Origin of the sequence: Enterobacter cloacae complex sp. I1M (assembly GCF_014982425.1) — a bacterium.
Classification (GTDB): Bacteria; Pseudomonadota; Gammaproteobacteria; order Enterobacterales; family Enterobacteriaceae; genus Enterobacter; species Enterobacter intestinihominis.
In genome coordinates, this window is record NZ_JADCLG010000042.1 from 93,305 (window position 1) to 114,679 (window position 21,375).

19 protein-coding genes are annotated in these 21,375 nt (G+C 60.1%); 13 read left to right on the forward strand and 6 right to left on the reverse strand.

The features are described from left to right. Positions 1-8: 8 nt before the first annotated feature. The 7 genes from elaB (at position 9) to menE (ending at position 7,405) form a co-directional block, all read left to right on the forward strand. Positions 9-314 carry a stress response protein ElaB gene (elaB, locus tag INF86_RS21115; protein ID WP_022648821.1) on the forward strand — a complete coding sequence of 102 codons (306 nt, stop codon included), beginning with the start codon at positions 9-11 and terminating at the stop codon, positions 312-314. Between the two features lie 86 nt (positions 315-400). Continuing rightward, the gene (gene menF / locus INF86_RS21120) at positions 401-1,696 is read left to right on the forward strand and encodes an isochorismate synthase MenF (protein WP_193543903.1); all 1,296 of its coding nucleotides are present in this window, start codon (positions 401-403) and stop codon (positions 1,694-1,696) included. A gap of 88 nt (positions 1,697-1,784) precedes the next feature. Beyond that, positions 1,785-3,455 carry a 2-succinyl-5-enolpyruvyl-6-hydroxy-3-cyclohexene-1-carboxylic-acid synthase gene (menD, locus tag INF86_RS21125; protein WP_022648819.1) on the forward strand — a complete coding sequence of 557 codons (1,671 nt, stop codon included), beginning with the start codon at positions 1,785-1,787 and terminating at the stop codon, positions 3,453-3,455. Further along, complete coding sequence (gene menH / locus INF86_RS21130) at positions 3,452-4,228, forward strand: 2-succinyl-6-hydroxy-2,4-cyclohexadiene-1-carboxylate synthase (RefSeq protein ID WP_063150336.1); 777 nt, start codon at positions 3,452-3,454, stop codon at positions 4,226-4,228. The genes menD and menH overlap by 4 nt, the downstream gene beginning before the upstream one ends. After that, positions 4,225-5,082 carry a 1,4-dihydroxy-2-naphthoyl-CoA synthase gene (gene menB / locus INF86_RS21135; protein WP_014832749.1) on the forward strand — a complete coding sequence of 286 codons (858 nt, stop codon included), beginning with the start codon at positions 4,225-4,227 and terminating at the stop codon, positions 5,080-5,082. Before menH ends, menB begins: the two co-directional genes overlap by 4 nt. Continuing rightward, complete coding sequence (menC, locus tag INF86_RS21140) at positions 5,082-6,047, forward strand: o-succinylbenzoate synthase (RefSeq protein ID WP_023300619.1); 966 nt, start codon at positions 5,082-5,084, stop codon at positions 6,045-6,047. The genes menB and menC overlap by 1 nt, the downstream gene beginning before the upstream one ends. Then, positions 6,044-7,405 carry an o-succinylbenzoate--CoA ligase gene (gene menE, locus INF86_RS21145; protein ID WP_063854239.1) on the forward strand — a complete coding sequence of 454 codons (1,362 nt, stop codon included), beginning with the start codon at positions 6,044-6,046 and terminating at the stop codon, positions 7,403-7,405. Before menC ends, menE begins: the two co-directional genes overlap by 4 nt. On the opposite strand, the gene INF86_RS21150 is transcribed toward menE, so the two are convergent. From INF86_RS21150 to INF86_RS21160, 3 genes are read right to left on the reverse strand one after another with little or no spacing between them, the layout of a single operon-like run. Beyond that, positions 7,406-8,920, reverse strand: a complete 1,515-nt coding sequence (locus INF86_RS21150; RefSeq protein WP_022648814.1) for a tripartite tricarboxylate transporter permease — start codon at positions 8,918-8,920, stop codon at positions 7,406-7,408. Between the two features lie 11 nt (positions 8,921-8,931). Further along, positions 8,932-9,363 (reverse strand): tripartite tricarboxylate transporter TctB family protein, encoded by a 432-nt coding sequence (locus INF86_RS21155; RefSeq protein ID WP_022648813.1) that lies wholly within the window; start codon positions 9,361-9,363, stop codon positions 8,932-8,934. An 11-nt stretch (positions 9,364-9,374) separates the two neighbouring features. Continuing rightward, on the reverse strand, positions 9,375-10,355 hold the full coding sequence (locus INF86_RS21160) for a tripartite tricarboxylate transporter substrate binding protein (RefSeq protein ID WP_038416442.1): 981 nt from the start codon (positions 10,353-10,355) through the stop codon (positions 9,375-9,377). Between the two features lie 152 nt (positions 10,356-10,507). Between INF86_RS21160 and tctD the strand changes: the two genes are divergently transcribed. The 4 genes from tctD to INF86_RS21180 all read left to right on the forward strand — a co-directional run bounded on the left by tctD (position 10,508) and on the right by INF86_RS21180 (position 14,541). Further along, a complete protein-coding gene (gene tctD / locus INF86_RS21165) occupies positions 10,508-11,182 on the forward strand; it encodes a transcriptional regulator TctD (RefSeq protein WP_017693014.1) in 675 nt (224 codons plus the stop codon). Next, a complete protein-coding gene (locus INF86_RS21170) occupies positions 11,169-12,578 on the forward strand; it encodes a sensor histidine kinase (RefSeq protein ID WP_023306632.1) in 1,410 nt (469 codons plus the stop codon). Before tctD ends, INF86_RS21170 begins: the two co-directional genes overlap by 14 nt. 129 nt (positions 12,579-12,707) lie before the next feature. Next, entirely contained in the window at positions 12,708-13,247 is a 540-nt protein-coding gene (locus INF86_RS21175) for a YfaZ family outer membrane protein (protein WP_022648809.1), read from the forward strand. 94 nt (positions 13,248-13,341) lie between these two features. Then, positions 13,342-14,541, forward strand: a complete 1,200-nt coding sequence (locus INF86_RS21180; RefSeq protein WP_154051459.1) for a nicotinamide mononucleotide deamidase-related protein YfaY — start codon at positions 13,342-13,344, stop codon at positions 14,539-14,541. A gap of 31 nt (positions 14,542-14,572) precedes the next feature. On the opposite strand, the gene glpC is transcribed toward INF86_RS21180, so the two are convergent. Genes glpC through glpA form a run of 3 tightly spaced genes read right to left on the reverse strand, consistent with a single transcriptional unit; the run spans position 14,573 to position 18,595 of the window. Then, on the reverse strand, positions 14,573-15,763 hold the full coding sequence (gene glpC, locus INF86_RS21185) for an anaerobic glycerol-3-phosphate dehydrogenase subunit GlpC (RefSeq protein WP_154051458.1): 1,191 nt from the start codon (positions 15,761-15,763) through the stop codon (positions 14,573-14,575). Further along, positions 15,760-16,977, reverse strand: a complete 1,218-nt coding sequence (glpB, locus tag INF86_RS21190; RefSeq protein WP_154051457.1) for a glycerol-3-phosphate dehydrogenase subunit GlpB — start codon at positions 16,975-16,977, stop codon at positions 15,760-15,762. Before glpB ends, glpC begins: the two co-directional genes overlap by 4 nt. Then, positions 16,967-18,595, reverse strand: a complete 1,629-nt coding sequence (gene glpA, locus INF86_RS21195; protein ID WP_154051456.1) for an anaerobic glycerol-3-phosphate dehydrogenase subunit A — start codon at positions 18,593-18,595, stop codon at positions 16,967-16,969. Before glpA ends, glpB begins: the two co-directional genes overlap by 11 nt. 250 nt (positions 18,596-18,845) lie before the next feature. Between glpA and glpT the strand changes: the two genes are divergently transcribed. Together glpT and glpQ are read left to right on the forward strand one after the other, a co-directional pair. Next, complete coding sequence (gene glpT, locus INF86_RS21200; protein ID WP_022648804.1) at positions 18,846-20,198, forward strand: glycerol-3-phosphate transporter; 1,353 nt, start codon at positions 18,846-18,848, stop codon at positions 20,196-20,198. 11 nt (positions 20,199-20,209) lie between these two features. After that, positions 20,210-21,268, forward strand: a complete 1,059-nt coding sequence (gene glpQ, locus INF86_RS21205; protein WP_193543904.1) for a glycerophosphodiester phosphodiesterase — start codon at positions 20,210-20,212, stop codon at positions 21,266-21,268. Positions 21,269-21,375 lie beyond the last annotated feature (107 nt).

The window sequence follows — 21,375 nt, forward strand, 5'->3', positions numbered from 1 at the left end:
AGAAAAATATGTCATTTCAATCCTGGGATACCCGAGCAGACGACGATTTAACGCTGTTAAGCGAAACGCTGGAAGAAGTACTGCGCTCTTCAGGCGATCCTGCCGATCAGAAGTACATTGAGCTCAAAGCCCGCGCCGAGCAGGCGCTGCATGACGTGAAAAACCGCGTCAGCAACGCATCCGACAATTACTACTACCGCGCCAAACAGGCGGTTTATCGTGCCGACGATTATGTGCACGAAAAGCCGTGGCAGGGCATTGGGGTCGGTGCGGCCGTAGGGCTGGTGCTGGGCCTGCTGTTAGCCCGTCGTTAAGCCGGTAAACCCCTCCCTACACGTGGGTACTGCTATTTATCATCAGTACCCCGTATAATGTAAGGTTTTAACAGGGAGAGGTTCGCGTGCATTCGATTTCCATCGCGCTGGAACGCCTGCGCACTCAGCTTGCGCAAGCGTTACCCGCTACACCCGGTTCACGCCATTTCGATGTCTCTTTCCCGTTAAACGACGCCTTCGATCCGCTGGCCTGGCTGGGTGTGCAGCGATGCTATCCCCAGTTTTACTGGCAACAGCGGAGCGGTGATGAAGAACTTGCCGCGCTCGGAAGCCTCGCCCATTTTGACTCTCTGGCCTCGGCCTCCCGGTTTTTGCACACCCATGACGTAGCCAATGATACCCGTATCTGCGGCCTGAACGCCTTCAACCCGGCACAGGGAAAGCTGTTTTTACCGCGCCTTCTCTGGCGACGGTCTGGCGGGGTCGCCACGCTGCGCCTGCAACTGTGGAGCGAAACGTCGCTGTGTGATGATGCCGGTGACGCACTGAAGTTTATTGATAACCTGCGCGACGCCGCGCCGATCCGCCCGTTGTCCGTGCAGATTGTGCAGGAAACCCATCATCCGGAAAAACCGGAATGGCTGGCGTTGATTCGTCAGGCGACGGATACCCTTGCTCGCGGCGATTTTGAGAAAGTGGTGCTCGCACGTGCTACAGACGTGCAGTGCCAGCAGCCCGTGAACGCCATCGCGCTAATGGCCGCCAGCCGCGCGCTGAACCTCAACTGCTATCATTTTTGTATGGTCTTTGACGCCTGCAACGCGTTCCTCGGCTCGACGCCCGAGCGACTTTGGCGGCGACGCGGCATGCTGCTGCGCACTGAAGCGCTGGCAGGCACCGTCGCCAGCCATACTGACGATAAGCAGGCCCAGCGTCTGGGCGACTGGCTGATGAACGACGACAAAAATCAGCGGGAAAATATGCTGGTGGTGGAAGATATCTGCCAGCGTCTTCAGCACCATACCCGGACGCTGGAGATCCTCCCAGCGCAGGTGCTGCGTCTGCGCAAGGTGCAGCATTTACGCCGCTGTATCTGGACCGAACTCAAACAGTCTGATGACGAGCAGTGTCTGCATATTCTGCAACCGACGGCGGCGGTAGCCGGGCTGCCGCGTCAGGCGGCGCGAGAATTTATTGCGAAAGTGGAGCCGTTTGACCGGGAGTGGTACGCCGGATCGGCGGGCTATTTATCGCGCGATCAAAGCGAGTTCTGCGTGGCATTACGCTCCGCCCGCGTTCATGACGACGCGCTGCGTCTTTATGCGGGGGCGGGCATCGTCAGCGGCTCCGATCCAGAGCAGGAGTGGCAGGAGATTGAAAATAAGGCCGCCGGGCTGCGTTCCCTCCTCCTGAGGGATTAATACTGATTCGTGCAATCCCGATTCATATCAAAATTCTGACTTTTTCTATTATCTATACTGTGTCGCATTCTTGATACTGGACAATCTCATGTCAGTAAGTTCTTTTAACCGACGCTGGGCGACGGTGATCCTTGAAGCCCTGACCCGCCATGGTGTCAGGCATGTGTGTATTGCTCCGGGCTCTCGCTCCACGCCGCTCACCCTTGCTGCGGCGGAAAACAGGGCTTTTATTCATCACACCCATTTTGACGAGCGTGGTCTCGGCCACCTGGCGCTCGGGCTGGCGAAAGTCAGCAACGCGCCCGTGGCGGTGATAGTGACTTCCGGCACGGCGGTGGCAAACCTCTATCCCGCGCTGATTGAAGCGGGGTTAACCGGCGAAAAGCTGATTTTACTCACCGCCGATCGTCCTCCGGAACTTATTGACTGCGGCGCGAACCAGGCGATTCGTCAGCCTGGCATTTTTGCCTCGCATCCTTCACAGACGGTCTCGTTGCCGCGCCCCACCCAGGATATTCCCGCCAGCTGGCTGGTCTCAACTCTCGACCACGCCATGAACGCACTGCGCAGCGGCGGGCTGCACATTAACTGCCCGTTTGCCGAACCGCTGTACGGCGAAATGAACGAGACCGGCCTAGCCTGGCAACAGCAGCTGGGAGAATGGTGGGAGAGCGAAAAGCCCTGGCTGCGTGAGCAGACGCATCTGGAAAGCGCTAAGCAGCGCGACTGGTTCTTCTGGCGCCAGAAGCGCGGGGTGGTGATTGCCGGGCGGATGAGTGCGGCGGAAGGCAAGCTGGCGGCGGAGTGGGCACAAACGCTTGGCTGGCCGCTGATTGGTGACGTGCTTTCCCAGACGGGCCAGCCGCTGCCCTGCGCTGACCTCTGGCTGGGGAACGCGAAAGCGGTCACCGAGCTGGCGCAGGCGCAAATTGTCGTCCAGCTGGGCTCGAGCCTGACGGGCAAGCGACTGCTCCAGTGGCAGGCCACCTGTACGCCAGAAGAGTACTGGCTGGTGGATCCGCTCGAAGGACGCCTTGACCCGGCGCACCATCGCGGTCGCCGCCTGGTGAGCGATATTGACAGCTGGCTGGAATTGCATCCGGCGGAAAAACGCAAACCCTGGGCGGTGGAGATCCCGGCGCTGTCGCGTCAGGCGTGGGAACTCACCAAAGCGCAGTGCGAGGAGTTCAGTGAAGCCGGGCTGGCGCACCGTATCCGCAAATATCTTCCCGAGCAGGGGCAACTTTTTGTCGGTAACAGCCTGGTGGTGCGCCTGATTGACGCCTTTTCGCAGCTGCCCGCGGGTTATCCGGTATACAGCAACCGGGGCGCGAGCGGCATTGACGGACTGATCTCCACCGCCGCTGGCGTACAGCGGGCCAGCGCAAAATCCACGCTGGCGATTGTGGGGGATCTCTCAGCCCTCTACGATCTCAACGCGCTGGCGCTCCTGCGTCAGGCGTCGGCTCCGTTCGTGCTGATTGTTGTTAACAATAACGGCGGACAGATTTTCTCCCTGCTGCCGACGCCGCAAAGCGAACGTGAGCGCTTCTATCTGATGCCGCAAAACGTGCAGTTCGAACACGCCGCCGCCATGTTCAGCCTGAAGTACCATCGCCCGGAAAACTGGGACGCGCTGGAGACGGCGCTGAACACCGCCTGGCGGCAGCCTGGCGCGACGCTGATTGAGCTGGTGGTAAACGATTCTGACGGTGCGCAGAAGCTGCAACATCTGCTGGCGCAGGTGAGTCACCTGTGATCCTCGCTGGCGTCACTCAGCCCGGAAAACCAGGCTACCCCTGGCTGGTTTTCCTGCACGGTTTTTCCGGCGACTGTCGTGAGTGGCAGACCGTTGGGGCGTCGCTGCATGACTACCCCAGGCTCTACCTTGACCTGCCCGGGCACGGTGGTTCAGCGGATACGGGCGTGACGGGGTTTGCAGAGGTAAGTGAATTGCTCACGTATACCTTAATTAGTTACAACATACTAAATTACTGGCTGGTAGGGTACTCACTCGGTGGCCGCATTGCGATGTTCCATGCCTGCCAGCATCCTGCGGGGTTAGACGGGGTGATTGTGGAAGGTGGACACCCTGGGCTGCAAGACGTCGAGGCGCGCCAGGCGCGGCTGACCTCGGACCGCCGCTGGGCGTCACGTTTTCGCAGTGAGCCGCTTGAAGCCGTCTTTGCCGACTGGTATCAACAGCCGGTCTTTACCTCCCTTACGGATGAACAGCGCAACGCGCTGATCGCGCTGCGTAGCCGGAACAACGGCCCGAGGCTGGCTGAGATGCTGGAAGCCACCTCGCTTGCCGTTCAGCCTGATTTACGTCCCGCGCTCACCGCGCGTGATTTTTCTTTCGACTATCTCTATGGCGAACGTGACGGGAAGTTTGCAGCCATCGCTGCTGAACTTAACGCCATGCGTCATGCTATCCCTCATGCCGGACACAACGCCCACCGGGACAACCCGGAAGCGGTTGCCGCGAGTCTGGCTCAGATACTGCGTTATCGAACAAAGGACACGCTATGATCTATCCTGATGAAAACATGCTTTACGCGCCGGTTGAATGGCAGGACTGCTCCGAAGGCTACACCGACATTCGCTACCACAAATCCACCGATGGTATCGCCAAAATCACCATCAATCGTCCACAGGTACGCAACGCGTTTCGTCCGCTGACCGTAAAAGAGATGATCCAGGCGCTGGCGGATGCACGCTACGACGACAACATCGGCGTCATCGTCCTCACCGGGGAAGGGGAGAAAGCCTTCTGCTCGGGCGGCGATCAGAAAGTCCGCGGCGACTACGGCGGATACCAGGATGATGCCGGCACGCACCACCTGAACGTGCTGGATTTCCAGCGCCAGATCCGCACCTGTCCAAAACCAGTGGTTGCGATGGTAGCAGGTTATTCCATCGGCGGCGGTCACGTGCTGCACATGATGTGTGACCTGACTATCGCGGCGGAAAATGCCATTTTCGGCCAGACTGGCCCGAAAGTTGGCTCCTTCGACGGCGGCTGGGGGGCATCCTACATGGCGCGCATCGTCGGCCAGAAAAAAGCCCGCGAAATCTGGTTCCTGTGCCGTCAGTACAACGCCCAGGAAGCGCTGGACATGGGGCTGGTTAACACCGTGGTGCCGATCGCCGATCTGGAAAAAGAGACCGTGCGCTGGTGTCGCGAAATGCTGCAAAACAGCCCAATGGCGCTGCGCTGCCTGAAAGCGGCCCTCAACGCCGACTGTGACGGTCAGGCGGGACTTCAGGAGCTGGCGGGTAACGCCACCATGCTGTTCTATATGACCGAAGAGGGTCAGGAAGGGCGCAACGCGTTCAACGAAAAACGCCAGCCAGACTTCAGCAAATACAAACGGAACCCGTAATGCGTCGCGCGCAGGTTTACCGCTGGCAGATACCGATGGACGCGGGCGTGGTACTGCGTGAAAGGCGGTTAAAAACCCGTGATGGCTTTTTCGTGCATCTCCGGCAGGGCGAGCGGGAAGGGTGGGGTGAAATCGCCCCGCTTCCGGGCTTTAGCCTGGAAACGCTGGATGAGGCGCAGGCGGCGCTGATGGCCTGGACGCACGAATGGCGTGAGGGGGCAGATCCGTCGCTGCCGGACGTTCCTTCCGTCGCGTTCGGCATCAGCTGCGCGCTGGCAGAGCTGGACGGCCGTTTGCCGGATGCGGCGAATTATCGCGCCGCGCCGCTCTGTTCCGGCGATCCGGATGAACTTTTCGCGCTGCTCTCCGGGATGCCTGGCGAGAAGGTGGCGAAAATTAAGGTCGGCCTGTACGAAGCGGTGCGCGACGGGATGGTGGTTAACCTGTTACTGGAAGCCATTCCCGATCTGCACCTGCGCCTGGACGCCAACCGCGCCTGGACGCCGCTCAGGGCGCAGCAGTTTGCGAAGTACGTCAACCCGGCGTACCGCAACCGCATCGCGTTTCTCGAAGAGCCGTGCAAAACGCGCGACGACTCTCGCGCCTTCGCCCGGGAAACCGGCATTGCCATTGCCTGGGATGAGAGCCTGCGCGAAGCCGGTTTTACGTTTGCCGCCGAGCCGGGCGTCGGGGCCGTGGTCATTAAGCCAACGCTGACCGGCAGCCTCGACAAGGTGCGCGAGCAGGTTGCGGCGGCCCATGCCGCAGGGCTGACGGCGGTGATCAGTTCATCCATCGAATCCAGCCTCGGGCTGACGCAACTGGCGCGCATCGCTGCATGGTTAACGCCGGACACCGTTCCCGGTCTTGATACGCTAAACCTGATGCAGGCCCAGCTGATTCGTCAGTGGCCGGACAGCACCTTGCCGTGCCTCGATGTCGGGACGCTGGAGCCGCTGCAATGACTTTTACCGACTGGCCGTGGCGGCACTGGCGCTCCAGGAGTGCCGATACACCCGCGCTGCGTTTAGACGATATAACGCTCAACTGGTCACAGTTGGGCGAGCGTATCGATCGTCTGGCAGCCGGTTTTCAGTCTCAGGGTGTCAGGGACGGGGACGGCGTCATGCTGCTCGCCCACAACCATCCGCAGACCCTGCTGGCCTGGCTGGCGCTGCTTCAGTGCGGCGCCCGCATTTTGCCGGTGAACCCTCAGCTTCCCCGTCCGCTGCTGGACGTCCTCCTGCCGCAGATGACCCTGCGCTTTGCGCTGGTGCTTAACGGTGAGTATGACGGTCTGCCTGGGCTGGTATTAAGAGAGGGAGAGGGGCAGGGTGGCGTGACGTGGCGGGCAGAACGGCTGGCCTCGATGACGCTCACCTCCGGCTCCACCGGCTTGCCAAAAGCGGCGGTGCACACCTGTGCCGCCCACCTTGCCAGCGCAAAAGGCGTGTTGTCGCTGATGCCTTATGGCGGTGATGACGACTGGCTGCTGTCCTTGCCGCTGTTTCACGTCTCCGGTCAGGGGATTTTGTGGCGCTGGTTGCAGGGCGGAGGCCGTCTCACCGTGCGTGAAAAACAGCCGCTGGAGCAGGCCCTGCAGGGCTGTACCCACGCCTCGCTGGTGCCGACGCAACTGTGGCGGCTGCTCAATTCACACCATCCCGTCGCGCTGAAAGCCGTGCTGCTCGGCGGGGCGGAAATCCCCGTTGAGCTGACCGAACAGGCGCGCAAGCAGGGGATCCGCACGTTCTGCGGCTACGGTCTGACCGAGTTCGCCTCCACCGTCTGCGCCAAAGAGGCCGACGGCGCGCCGGACGTGGGCAGCGCGCTGCCGGGCAGAGACCTTCAGGTGGTGAACGGTGAAGTCTGGATCCGGGCGGAAAGCATGGCGGCGGGCTACTGGCGAGACGGCGCCTTACTGCCGCTTGTCAACGAGCAGGGCTGGTTCGCCACCCGCGATCGCGGCGAGTGGCATGACGGACGCCTGACCATTCTGGGCCGAATGGACAATCTCTTTTTCAGCGGCGGAGAAGGGATCCAGCCGGAAGCGCTGGAGCGCGTTATCGTCACACATCCGCAGGTAAGCCAGGTGTTTATCGTCCCGCTGGATGACGCCGAATACGGGCAACGCCCGGTGGCGGTAGTGGAATGTGAGCCGGGCACGGATATCACGCTGTTGCCGGAGTGGGTTCAGGGCAGGCTGGCGCGCTTTGAGCAGCCGGTACACTGGCTGGCGCTGCCGTCAGAACTGAAAAATGGCGGGATAAAGATCTCCCGCCAGGCGTTAAGGCAGTGGGTCAATGCTCTGTTGAGGGGCTAATCAGCCGATATCCGGCTGCGGTTTCTGCTGGCGTCGACGCATCCAGCGCAGCACCGGCGGCACGACAATCACCATGATCGCCATCGCCAGCAGGATCTTCGTCACGCTGCTCTCCCACAGGATCGCCATGTTGCCATTGCTGATGGAGAGGGCGCGGCGCAGGTTCTGCTCCAGCATTTCCCCCAATACAAACCCTAAAATCAGCGGCGACATCGGGAAGTGCATCTTGCGCAGAATGTAGCCCAGCACGCCGAGCAGCACCATTAACACCAGGTCGAAGGTGGTGCTGTGCACCGCGTACACCCCAACCGCAGAGACGGCGGCGATGGCCGGGACCAGGAACCACAGGGGAATGGTCAGCATACGGGTGAATAGCCCGATCAGCGGGATGTTCATCACCAGCAGCATCACGTTGGCGATCAGCAGCGCCGCAATCAGGCCCCAGACGATGTCCGGCTGCTCGGTGAACATCGCCGGGCCCGGAGTGATGTTATAGAGCGTCAGCGCGCCCATCATCACCGCCGTGGTGCCGGAGCCCGGCACGCCGAGGGTCAGCATCGGGATAAACGAGCCGCAGGCCGAGGCGTTATTCGCCGCCTCCGGCGCCGCCACGCCGCGGATATCGCCTTTGCCGAAGCTGTCGCTGTTACCGCTCAGCTTTTTCTCGGTCATGTAGGTGATGGCGCTGGCGATAGTCGCCCCCGCGCCTGGCAGAATGCCGACGAAGAAACCGATCACCGCCGAACGCAGGGTGGCACCCACACACTGCGCCCCCTCTTTGGCATTAAAGAGCATACGTCCGGTTTTACGCACCAGCGTCTGCCCGCTGCTGGTATGTTCCAGCATCAGTAAGATTTCTGAGACAGAGAACAGACCAATCACCACGACGATAAACTGCACGCCGTCAGACAGGTGGACGCTGTCGAAGGTAAAGCGATAAACTCCGGTGTTGGCATCCACGCCGACGGTGGCCAGACTGAGGCCAATCAACGCAGACAAAAACGACTTCAGCGGATTCTGCGCCATCATGCTGCCGAGACAGGCGATGGCGAATACCATCAGGGCAAAATACTCGGCCGGACCAAATGCCAGCGACCACTGGGCCAGCGCCGGGGCGAAGAGGATGATGCCGCCAATGGCGATCAGGGAGCCAAAGAACGAGCTGACGGCGGAAATAGAGAGCGCCACGCCGCCGCGTCCCTGCTGCGCCATCGGATAACCATCCAGCGCGGTCATAATGGCAGCGGCATCGCCGGGCACGTTAAGCAGTATCGAGGAAATACGCCCCCCGTATTCGCAGCCGATATAAACCGTCGCCAGCAGGATCAACGCCGATTCCGCAGGCAGGTGCAGCGCAAAGGCCAGCGGCAGTAAAATCGCCACGCCGTTGATAGGCCCAAGGCCCGGCAGCAGGCCAACGATCGTCCCGACGAAACAGCCGATCAGGGCGATCACCAGGTTTTCCGGGGTCATCGCTACCGCGAACCCCTGAGAGAGATAGATCCAGGTATCCATAGCGTGCTCCGTTAGTTAAACCATGCGCCGAGCGGCAGGGTCACGTCCAGCAGGCGGTCGAAGGCGTACCAGAGTAAAATGCCCAGTACGACCCCGGAGATCCCCGCCGCAGGCAGCGAGGCGTTAAACAGTATGCCAATCACCATCGTCAGCAGGGCGGTGGCGATCGGGAAGCCGAGCCACTCAAAGCCCCACGCGTACATCAGCAGAACAATCACCATTACCAGCAGACGTTGCAGCGTGCGGCGTGGCGGCCACTCCACGGTGTCCGGATGGCGCAGCAGCAGGGCCACCGAACAGAGCAGCATCAGGCCAACAATGCCTACGGGAAAGGGGCGTGGCCCCACGGGTTCATAGCTGTATTCGCTGTGGATCTGCCAGGCGACGAACAGGCCGCCAATGCAGAGCAGCAGCCATATCCCGGCAAAAATGCGATCGCTCATAGCGCCTCCGGTTATTTCGCCAGACCAAAGGCTTTCGCCTGTTCGCGGTAGTCATTCACCTGTTTTTTCACATACTCGTCCAGCTGCTTGCCGTTCAGGTTGAACTCAAACAGCCCGCGCAGATCGCGCTGTTTTTTGAACTCCTCGGTTTGCTGAAGTTTTGCGAAGGTATCCACCCACCACTGGTACTCGGCGTCGGTCACTTTTGGCCCGACGAAGAAGCCACGGATGATCGGCCAGACCAGGTTATAACCCTGCTCTTTGGCGGTTGGGACGTCTGCAAGCTGGCCCGGCAGACGGTTTTCCGAGAAGACCGCCAGCACGCGGATCTTATCCCCGCTCAGGTAGGGCACCATTTCGCTGAGATCGCCCGATACTGCCTGCACGTGATTGCCCATCAGCGCCGTCACCGGCTCACCGCCGCCTTCAAAGGCCACGTAACGCATTTTGTGCGGATCCACTTTGGCCTGCTGCGCCAGCAGCGCGGCTTTCATCCAGTCCTGGCTGCCGATAGAGGCGCCTGCGCCAATCACCACGCTGTTCGGATCTTTTTCCATGGCGGTCAGCAGATCTTTCAGGGATTTCCACGGGGAGTCCGCGCGAACGGCGATCATGCCGTAATCGGTGCCTACGGTGGCGAGCCAGCGCACGTCATTTACGTCATAACGACCAAATTTCCCCTGCGACAGGTTCAGCAGCGAGCCGCCGGAGAAGGCCACCACGGTGCCGGGTTCAGCAGGGCGCTGGGCGACGATGGCGTTATAGGCTACCGCGCCCACGCCGCCGGGCATGTAGGTGACGCGCATCGGTTTCTCAATGGCCTTCGTCTCCAGCAGGCTGACCTGAATCAGCTTACAGGTCAGGTCAAAGCCGCCGCCGGGTTTGGCCGGGGCGATACACTCGGTGCGGGACGGGGTGTCCTGCGCCTGGACGACAGAGGCACTCAACAGCAATACGCTTGCAGCAAGGGTAGAAAGTAGTTGTTTTTTCATCGTTTATCCTCACGCCGGAGAACCGGGAGTACGGGTACGGGTGTCTTTTTTCTGATTATGTGAACCACCTTGTAGCGGTTCCGTTGCGTGATTGTTAAAACAATAACCTTTCATTTCCCTTTCACTGCGACACCAACTTTACAGGATGTGATATGCGTCTCTTACTGGCGGAAGATAATCGTGAGCTGGCTCACTGGCTGGAAAAAGCGCTGGTACAAAACGGATTTGCCGTGGATTGCGTCAACGATGGACGGGCGGCCGATCACCTTTTACAGGGGGAAAACTATGCCGTCGCGATCCTTGATATCGGCATGCCCGGCTTCGACGGGCTGGAAGTGGTGCATCGTCTGAGAAAGCGCGGGCAGACGCTGCCGGTGCTGTTTCTCACCGCCCGCAGCAACGTGGCAGACAGGGTGAAAGGGCTGAATGCCGGGGCGGATGACTATCTGCCGAAGCCGTTCGAGCTGGAGGAGCTTGATGCCCGCCTGCGTGCGCTGCTGCGCCGCAGTGAAGGACGAACCCAGGAGCGCCAGCGGCTGGGAGAGCTGGAGTACGATGATGAAGGCTTTTTTCTGCTGCGCGATGAACCTCTTTCCCTCACGCCGCGCGAGCTCTCTTTACTGAAGGTGCTGATGCACCGCCGGACCCGTCCCGTCTCCCGGCAACAGCTCTTCGACCAGGTGTTCAGCCTGAACGACGACGTCAGCCCCGAGAGTATCGATCTCTATATTCACCGCCTGCGTAAGAAGCTGACCGGCAGCGGCGTGCGGATCACCACCCTCCGGGGACTGGGCTACGTGCTGGAGTGCGGCGATGAAGTGGGTTAAGCCGCAGTCGCTTTACCTGCAACTTTTGCTCTTTCTGGGTTTGCCGCTGCTGCTGTTATGGGGGCTGTCAGCCTTTAACAGCTACGTTAGCGCGCTACAGGCGGCGACGCAGGCCTATGACCGTACGCTGTTATCCTCGGCGCGCACCGTGTCTGAGCGGCTGGTGGTGCACAAGGGCAAGCTGCTGGTGAACGTGCCCTGGGTCGTGCTCGACAGCTTTGAGCTGAACATGAACGATCGCCTCTACTACAAGGTGGTTGACCCTGACGGGCGGACGATCTCCGGCTATGACGATCTGCCAAATATGCCTCCCTCCACGTCGCGCACCACTCACTATCCGGCGCTGGCGTGGTTTTATCATACCGAGTATCGCGGGCAGGCGATCCGCGTGGCGAAGCTGCTCCAGCCGGTTAACGAAGATAACGTGTTCGGGATGGCGGAAATTTACGTCGCAGAAACGTTGCAGTCGCGGCGCTATCTGGCCACACAGCTGCTGTTTTCCTCACTCGTGTCGCAGGGGCTGCTGGTGCTGCTGACGCTGGTCCTGACCGCCTGGCTGCTGCGCCGCGTGCTGCGCCCAATGCGGCAACTCTCTTCGCTGATGGTGCGCCGTGAGCCCGGGCTGCTGGCCCCGCTGCCGGAGCTGCTGCCCTGGTCGGAAACGCGGCTGCTGATTGTGGCGTTTAACCGTTACATCGACCGGTTGCGCGGCGTACTTTCGCGGCAGGAGCGCTTCAATGCCGATGCCTCACACCAGCTCAAAACGCCGCTGGCGGTGCTAAAAACGCAGGTATCCGTTGCTCTGACGCGTAACGATCCGGCGCTGTGGCAGGAGAGCTTACGGGCAATGAACGTTACGCTGGATAACACCATCGTGCTGACGGAAAGGCTGTTACAGCTTTCGGCGGTGAAGCGGAAAGAGCAGGGGGAGCGACAGTTTGCCCCTGTCGATCTGGTGCAGGTGGTGCAAAACTGCTGCTTTTCGCGGCTGGCACAGGCGCGCAGCAAGGGTATCGATCTCGGTTATGACGGCGTACAACAGCCGGTAATGATTGAGGGGGATGACGTTCTGCTGGGCGAACTCTGCGCTAACCTGCTGGAGAACGCGATCAAATACACGCCGGAGCAGGGCATCGTGACGGTATACCTGCGCATGGATAACGATGCCGTTGAGCTGAGCGTGGAGGACAGCGGACCGGGTATTGCCGAAGACCAGATCTCCCAGGCCATGCTGCCGTTTCATCGGCTGGATAACGTGGGCGATGCCGCCGGGTCCGGCATTGGCCTGGCGCTGGCCAACGATATTGCCCGCCTGCACCGCAGCCATCTTCAGCTGATGCCCAGTGAAAATCTGGGCGGCCTGTGCGTAAAAATGCGTTTTTTATTGATGATATAAATACCGATATTATCAAATCGTTACAAACTAATTGCCCGATGTCCACTGAGCGCATTGATCCCACAGACAGTCAGGTTAAAATCTCGCGGTTTTTGGACATCTCTGAATATATTGTGCGGGATCACGACAATGAAAAAAGTGGCATTAATGGGCTTAGGCCTGATGTTTGTATCGGCAGCAGCCAACGCTATTTCCTTCAACGGCTCGGCGGGCGAAGATTATACCCACCTGGGCTTTGGTCTTGGCACGGATAGCGCAGGCCTGGCGATGACCGGCGGCTGGACGCATAACGACGACGATGGGGATGCGGCAAGCCTGGGGCTGGGCTTCAACGTACCTTTGGGTCCTTTCCTGGCGACAGTCGGCGGTAAAGGGATTTACACCAACCCGAACGACGGCGACGAAGGTTACGCGGCGGCAGTGGGCGGCGGTTTGCAGTGGAAAATCGGCGACAGCTTTGGCCTGTTCGGTGAGTACTACTACTCTCCGGATTCCCTCTCCAGCGGTATCGATAGCTATGAGGAAGCCAACGTGGGTGGACGCTGGACCATCATCCGTCCTGTCACCATCGAAGCGGGTTATCGTTATCTGAACCTGGCGGGTAAAGACGGCCACCGCGACAACGCGCTGGCAGATGGTCCCTACATCGGTGTGAGCGCAGGTTTCTAATCCTTTCGGCGCGGCGTTCAGTCGCGCCAGTTTCTCTCTTCCCCCGGTCTTCGATTGCGCTATAGTGTTTTGACCATTGAAATGGGAGAACACAATGATAAACGTGGAAATGTTATCCACTGGCGACGAAGTGCTGCATGGGCAAATCATTGATACCAATGCCGCCTGGCTCGCCGATCTCTTCTTTGAGCAAGGATTACCGTTAACGCGCCGCAACACCGTGGGTGACAATCTTGAGTCGCTGGTCAACGTTCTGCGCGAGCGCAGCGAACGCTGCGACGTGCTGATTGTGAACGGCGGGCTTGGGCCCACCAGCGACGATCTCAGCGCGCTGGCCGCCGCCACGGCCAGAGGTGAAGGCCTGGTCCTGCACGAGGCGTGGCTGGCACAGATGGAGCGATTTTTCTCCGAGCGTGGCCGCATGATGGCCCCCAGCAACCGCAAGCAGGCTGAAATTCCCGCCAGCGCGGAACTGATTGATAACCCGGTCGGCACCGCCTGCGGGTTTGCCGTTCAGCTGAACCGCTGCCTGATGTTCTTCACCCCGGGCGTGCCGTCGGAATTTAAAGTGATGGTCGAGCAGCAGATCCTGCCGCGCCTGCGCGCGCGCTTCACGCTGCCTGAACCGCCGCTGTGCCTGCGTCTGACCACCTTTGGCCGCTCGGAAAGCGATCTGGCTCAGAGCCTCGATCACCTGCAACTGCCTCCCGGCGTGTCGATGGGCTATCGCTCCTCCATGCCGATTATTGAACTGAAGCTGACCGGACCGGCGTCAGAGAAAGCCGCTATGCTGGCACTGTGGCCGGAAGTGCAGCGCGTCGCCGGGGAAAGCCTGATTTTCGAAGGAACGGAAGGGCTGCCGGCGCAGATCGCAGCGCATTTGCAGTCCCGCCAGCTAAGCGTGACGTTAAGCGAGCAGTTTACCGGTGGGCTTCTGGCGCTTCAGCTTACCCGGGCGGGTGCGCCGCTGCTGGCCAGTGAAGTGGTGCCGTTCCAGCAGGAGACGCTGGCGCAGACGGCGCGCTGGGCATCCGAGCGCAGAGTGAAGCATTTCGCCGGACTGGCGCTGTTTGTGGGCGGGCTGGATGAGGAGCACCTCAACTTTGCCCTGGCAACGCCGGAAGGGACCCACGCCCTGCGGGTGAAGATGAGTATTACCCGCCACAGCCTGGCCGTGCGTCAGGAGGTGTGCGCGATGATGGCGCTGAACATGCTGCGCCGCTGGCTGAACGGGAAAGAGGTCGCCAGCGAGCACGGCTGGATCAACGTCGTGGAATCGCTGTTTGTAGAGTGAGAATGTGCCGGGGGAGTGTCCCCGGCAACGGTTACGCCAGTGCGTTTGCCAGCAAGGTAATGGGATGTTCACAGCGTTTGCTGGTGGACATCTCGATCTGCCACTTGCAGGTTTCACAATCCGTCACCACGATATTTGCGCCGCTCTCTTCAATCTGCCGGAACAGCGGCGCGCCAATGGCCTGTGACGTTGGGTAGTTTTCACGCTTGAATCCGTAGGTGCCAGCGATGCCGCAGCAGCGTGAGTCCAGCACCGTCAGCTCCAGCCCCGGGATCAGCCGCAGCAGCTCCAGCGTATAGATCGACCAGCCCATCTTCTCCATATGACATGGCGTGTGATACACCACCTTCAGCGGCAATTTGCCCAGCGGTAACGTCTGCCCACTGTCAAGTTTGCGCCAGAGAAAACGGGTCGCCAGCTCAATGTGCTCGCGCAGGCCGGTGTTATCCACATCCAGCAGATGCGGATATTCATCGCGCAGCGTGAAGGTACAGGTTGACGACGTCGCCAGTACCGGGATCCCGTTGTCGACGATCGCCTCGCGCAAAGAGGTGACGTTGCTTTTCGCCTGCCTGCGCGCTTTGTCAGTAAAACCGTTGGCAATCAGCGGAACGCCGCAGCACTTCTCTTTGCTCAGCAGCTGAACGCCCGTCCCCATGGCGTTCAGCACTTTCAGCAGGTCTTTCCCCAGCTGCGGATGGTTGTAGTTCACGTAGCAGCCGTGGAAGAAGGCAACCTGCTCAGCGAACTGCGCCTGTTCTGCCGCCACGGATTTATACCAGCGGCGGAAGGTGCCGTGAGAATATTTCGGCAGACTGCGGTGATGGTCGATTTTGAGCGTCGCATCCAGCAGCCTGCGCACCGGCTTCAGGGCGGTGGCGGCATTGACGACCGGCGCGAAAGGCGTCGAGAGGCTGCCCATCAGATCGGTGTGGCTCAGTATCGCGTCGCGCAGCGTCGGTTTTTGCGTACTGTAGCGGGCGCGGGCGCGCTGGATGATATCGCCTATTTTCACGTCCGACGGGCAGGCAACTTCGCAGCGTTTACAGTTGATACAGTATTTCAGCGCCTCGTCGTAGAGCGCGCCGTCCTTCAGGCGCAGACGCTCCCCGTCGGGGCCGGCCTGTTTCGGGCCGGGATAGCGCGGATCGACGCCGCTGACCGGGCAAACCGTGGTGCAGACCGTGCATTTGATACAGCTTTCAAATCGGGTGTCGTTCATTGTGCTCCCTCCCTGCGCTGGATAATCTGCTCCGCGACATGCAGCGCGGTGACGGCGCAGACGCCGCCACCGCAGCCCTGTGCCACGGGATCGTACCCGCCCAGAACCGAGCCGATGGCGTAAAGATTTTCAACCGGTTCCCCGCCCAGCTGCGGGCGCAGCTGGGTATCGACGATCACGCCGAACTGCTGCCAGGGCTGCGGGGTGAAGAAATCGCTTTGATACCAGTCCGCGCGGGAAGCGCTTTGCCGGACATCCAGCCCGAGAATTGCCTCACGCACGCCATCCCGGCTGCTCAGCAGACCGTTACTGAAGAAGCTGCCGCTTGCCAGCACCGTATAGCGTGCACGAAGCGGGATGTCGCCGTGGTTGCGGGTCCAGATTTCGCTTACCGCGCCCTCTGCCAGGGTGATTTTTTTCACCTCGTCGCCTGCCAACCAGACGCCACCCTGGGCGACAAACTGACGTTGAAGCTGGGTATGCAGACGAATGCCGGGCACGGAAGGGGGGAGCGTCGGCAGTAAACCGAGCGTACAGGGCAGGCGCGCCGAGAGCCAGCGCCAGAGCCGGTTGTCCGTTAAGCCAAAACAGGCGGGCATAAACAGGGCGTCGCAGCTCTCGCCGAGCGGTTGAAGCGCCGCGTACAGCTGCGGCCAGTAGCGTTCATTATCCAGCAGGCGGGCAATGTTCACCGCACGAAACTCGCTGGGGTTTTCGCGCAGCACGTCGAGCTCGGGGAGATCAATCTCCGCCGTATCCACCTGAATGCCCTGCTGTCTGAGAGACGCGGCGGCAAGATGCGGCTGGAAATCAAGGAAACCGCTGATCCCCACCACCCGCACGTGCCCGACAGCGATGGGGGCGACAGGCACCTCTTCCGGGCTAAGCCAGGCGGCGCGCAGAGTGCCGAGCGGCGTGACGCGCTGATGATTTTGCTCGGCGTCACCCTGCATGCGTGCGCCGCAGGCGGTCAGCAGGTGTTCGGTTTCGCAGGCAAAGCGGGCCATATTCTCTGCGCCCGTCAGGCGGTAGGGATGTTCAGGCGGCAGATCGGCGAACGATAGCGCGCCCAGTAAATCCAGCGAGCCGGAGGAGAAGTGCAGGGCACTTTGACCGCGAGTGACAATGGCGCAGCGCAGACCCCGCTGCGTCAGTTTGAGACCGCACAGCAGGCCCGCCAGCCCTCCACCCACAATCACGGTATCAAATTTCATGGTTGTGCTCCTTCTCCAGACCGCAAAGTCCCTGATAGACCCAGCGGGTAAACTCACTTTCGCGCAGGGCATCGCCCCAGGCGACGGGCTGAATGCCTTTCCAGCGCTCATTTAAAAAATCGCTGAGCTGGGCGAGCGACTGGGTTGAGGAGGTGGCATGAAAACGTTGCAGCAGCCCGGCGGCACGGCAGGCGCACAGCTCCCCCTGACAGGTGCCCATCCCGACTCGCGTGCGGCGGCGTAAATCAAGCAGGTTGTTCACCGTCAGGTTTTCCACGGCATATTGCACCTCGCCTGCGGTCACGGCTTCGCATTCGCACACCAGGCTGCGGCTGAGTCGCCCTTCACCAAGCCAGGTCGGGGTGCGGTCGCCGTGGCGGTAAATCGCCGAACCGCGAAGCGGGGCAGGAAGTGAAATGATTTTGTGCAGCGTTTTTTCTGTCGATTGCTGCGAGCCGGGCAGGGCCCGCTCCGCCGTCACGCACGGCGCGGTGTTACCGAGCTTACGGCAGACGGCATCGGTGGCCCACTCCGCCATCAGCCGGTAGGTCATCAGCTTGCCGCCGGTAATGGTGATAAACCCGTCCATGCCGTCGCGTTCGGCGTGATCGAGCAGCACGATGCCGCGGCTGACGTTACGCCCGCTCGGATCGTTGTCGCTGGCGACGAGGGGACGCACGCCCGCGTAGGCACGCAGAATACGCGTCTGCGCCATCACCGGGGCCAGCTTTTCCCCTTCGCGCAGCAGGATATCCACCTCTTCGGCGGTAACGCGGTTGTAATCAATTTCGCTGTAGTCCACATGCATTGAGGTCGTGCCGATCAACGAAATGGTGTCCCCCGGCACGAGGATGTCGGCGTCAGACGGTTTACGGCAGCGGTTGATGACATGGTTATTGATGCGATGGTCGAGGATCAGCAGCGAGCCTTTGGCCGGGAACATGCGGACGGATAAATCGGCGTATTCCGCGATGCGCTGGCCCCAGATCCCCGCCGCGTTGACCACGACGGTGGCATACAGCTCGCGGTGTTCATTGTACTGCGTATCACACACGCGCACCCCGCGCACGGTATTACCTTCACGAATAAGCCCGGTGACGTGATGCCCGGTCAGGATCTGTGCGCCGTGTTCCCGCGCGTCGAGCATATTGGCGGCGGTCAGGCGGAAAGGATCAACGGTTCCGTCAGGCACTTTTACCGCGCCCAGTAACGCCGGGTTTACCGAGGGTTCAAGACGGCGCGCCTGTGCAGGATCGAGCGCCTCGGCCTGAATGCCTGCCGCCGTGCAGGCGGTGATAAAGGTTTGCTGAAAGCCGAAATCATCTTCGGGAAGGGTGATAAAAAGGCCGTTGGTCGGTTCAACGCAGTGGCGGGCGATGCGCCTGAGGATCTGGTTTTCAGCAATACACTCGCGCGCGGACTCAGCGTCAGTGACCGCATAGCGGGCACCGCTGTGCAACAGACCGTGGTTACGCCCCGTTGCGCCGGTGGCGATGTCGTGGCGTTCCAGAAGCGTGACGCTCAATCCCCGCAGGGCGCAGTCGCGTGCGATGCCGGCACCCGTCGCGCCACCGCCAATGATAATCACATCGCTGAAGCGTGGATCGTGAATTGTCATTGCCTTTCCTCTATGTTCGTTTTTTAGCATTTAGCCACATTGATCGTGTGGTTTGTTTGATTTCGAACATAAACGCGCGAAATTCGAAAGTGAAACGTGATTTCATGCGCTTTTTTGCGCATTCTGTCATATTTCTGTAACAATCTGTGCGTTGATTCACAGTAACATTCACCGTGATTTCTTAACATCGCCGCCTCTGTAGCCGGGCGCGAGATGCCCGGTCATTTTTTGAAAGGCCACGGAGGCTGTTATGCTCAGTATCTTTAAACCTGCGCCACACCGGGCGCGACTGCCAGAGGCAGAGATTGATCCTCTCTACCGCCGTCTGCGTTGGCAAATCTTCCTCGGGATCTTCTTCGGGTATGCGGCGTACTATCTGGTACGTAAAAACTTTGCGCTCGCCATGCCGTACCTGGTGGAACAAGGCTTCTCCCGCGGCGATCTGGGCTTTGCGCTGTCGGGGATCTCCATCGCGTACGGTTTTTCGAAGTTCATTATGGGGTCGGTGTCGGATCGCTCGAATCCGCGCGTGTTCCTGCCCGCCGGTCTGATCCTCGCGGCAGCGGTGATGCTGTTCATGGGCTTTGTGCCATGGGCGACCTCCAGCATTGCCGTCATGTTCGTACTGCTGTTCCTCTGCGGCTGGTTCCAGGGGATGGGGTGGCCGCCATGCGGACGTACCATGGTGCACTGGTGGTCACAGAAAGAGCGCGGTGGGATTGTATCGGTCTGGAACTGCGCGCATAACGTCGGGGGCGGGCTTCCGCCGCTGCTGTTCCTGCTGGGGATGGCCTGGTTCAACGACTGGCACGCGGCGCTCTATATGCCTGCCTTTGGCGCCATTCTGGTGGCGATTATCGCCTTCGCCCTGATGCGCGACACGCCGCAGTCCTGCGGCCTGCCGCCGATTGAAGAGTACAAAAACGACTACCCGGATGATTACAGCGAGAAGCACGAAGAAGAGCTGACCGCGAAACAGATCTTCATGAAGTATGTGCTGCCAAACAAGCTGCTGTGGTACATCGCGGTGGCGAACGTGTTTGTCTACCTGCTGCGTTACGGCATCCTCGACTGGTCCCCGACTTACCTGAAAGAGGTGAAGCACTTCGCGCTGGATAAATCCTCCTGGGCCTATTTCCTGTATGAATACGCGGGCATTCCCGGCACGCTGATCTGCGGCTGGATGTCGGACAAAGTGTTTAAGGGCAACCGTGGGGCGACAGGCGTGTTCTTTATGACGCTGGTTACCATCGCGACGGTCGTTTACTGGCTTAACCCACCGGGTAATCCGGGTGTGGATATGGCCTGTATGATCGTAATCGGCTTCCTGATTTATGGTCCGGTTATGCTGATCGGCCTGCACGCGCTGGAGCTGGCGCCGAAGAAAGCGGCAGGCACGGCGGCAGGCTTTACCGGTCTGTTTGGCTACCTCGGCGGTTCAGTGGCGGCAAGTGCCATCGTCGGTTACACCGTCGATTTCTTCGGCTGGGACGGTGGCTTTATGGTGATGATTGGCGGCAGCGTGCTGGCGGTTCTGCTGTTGATCGTCGTGATGATTGGTGAAAAACGTCACCATGCCGAGGTGCTGGCGCGTCGTCAGTAAGGAGCATTGCGATGAAATTAACTCAGTTAGCGACAGGCCTGCTGCTGGCGGGTCTGATGACAGGCTCCGCGCTGGCGGCGGATAAAATCGTGATCGCCCACCGTGGCGCCAGCGGTTATCTGCCGGAGCATACGCTGCCGGCAAAAGCGATGGCCTATGCCCAGGGCGCGGATTATCTGGAGCAGGATCTGGTGATGACGAAGGACGACCAGCTGGTCGTTCTGCATGACCACTATCTTGACCGCGTGACGGACGTGGCGGAGCGTTTCCCGAACCGCGCCCGTAAAGATGGCCGCTACTACGCCATCGACTTCACGCTGGCGGAGATCCGCTCGCTGAAGTTTACCGAGGGCTTCGAGATTGAGAACGGTAAGAAGGTGCAGGTCTATCCGGGGCGTTTCCCGATGGGCAAGTCTGACTTCCGTATTCACACCTTCGAAGAGGAGATCGAGTTTGTTCAGGGGCTGAACCACTCGACGGGCAAAAATATCGGTATCTACCCGGAAATCAAAGCGCCGTGGTTCCACCATCAGGAAGGAAAAGACATTGCCGCGAAGACGCTGGAGGTACTGAAAAAGTACGGCTACACCAGCAAGAAGGATAAGATTTTCCTGCAATGTTTCGATGCCGCGGAACTGAAGCGCATCAAAACTGAGCTGGAGCCGAAGATGGGGATGGATCTCAATCTGGTGCAGCTGATTGCCTATACCGACTGGAATGAAACTCAGGAAAAACAGCCGGACGGGAAGTGGGTGAACTACAGCTACGACTGGATGTTTAAGCCGGGCGCGATGAAGCAGATTGCGCAGTACGCCGACGGCATCGGGCCGGATTACCACATGCTGGTGGCGGAAGGCTCAACGCCGGGCCACGTGAAGCTGACGGCGATGGTGAAAGAGGCGCATGCGAACAAGATGCAGGTGCATCCGTATACCGTGCGTGCAGACCAGCTGCCGGATTATGCGACGGACGTGAATCAGCTTTACGACGTGCTGTATAACCAGGCGGATGTGGACGGATTGTTTACGGATTTCCCGGATAAAGCGGTCGAATTCATTCACCGGAAGTAGGTTTTGTAGGTCGGGTAAGGCGAAGCCGCCACCCGACAATCAGGCTCTGCGGCCTGATGCCCTCACCCTAACCCTCTCCCACCGGGAGAGGGATCCCCAGTAATTTT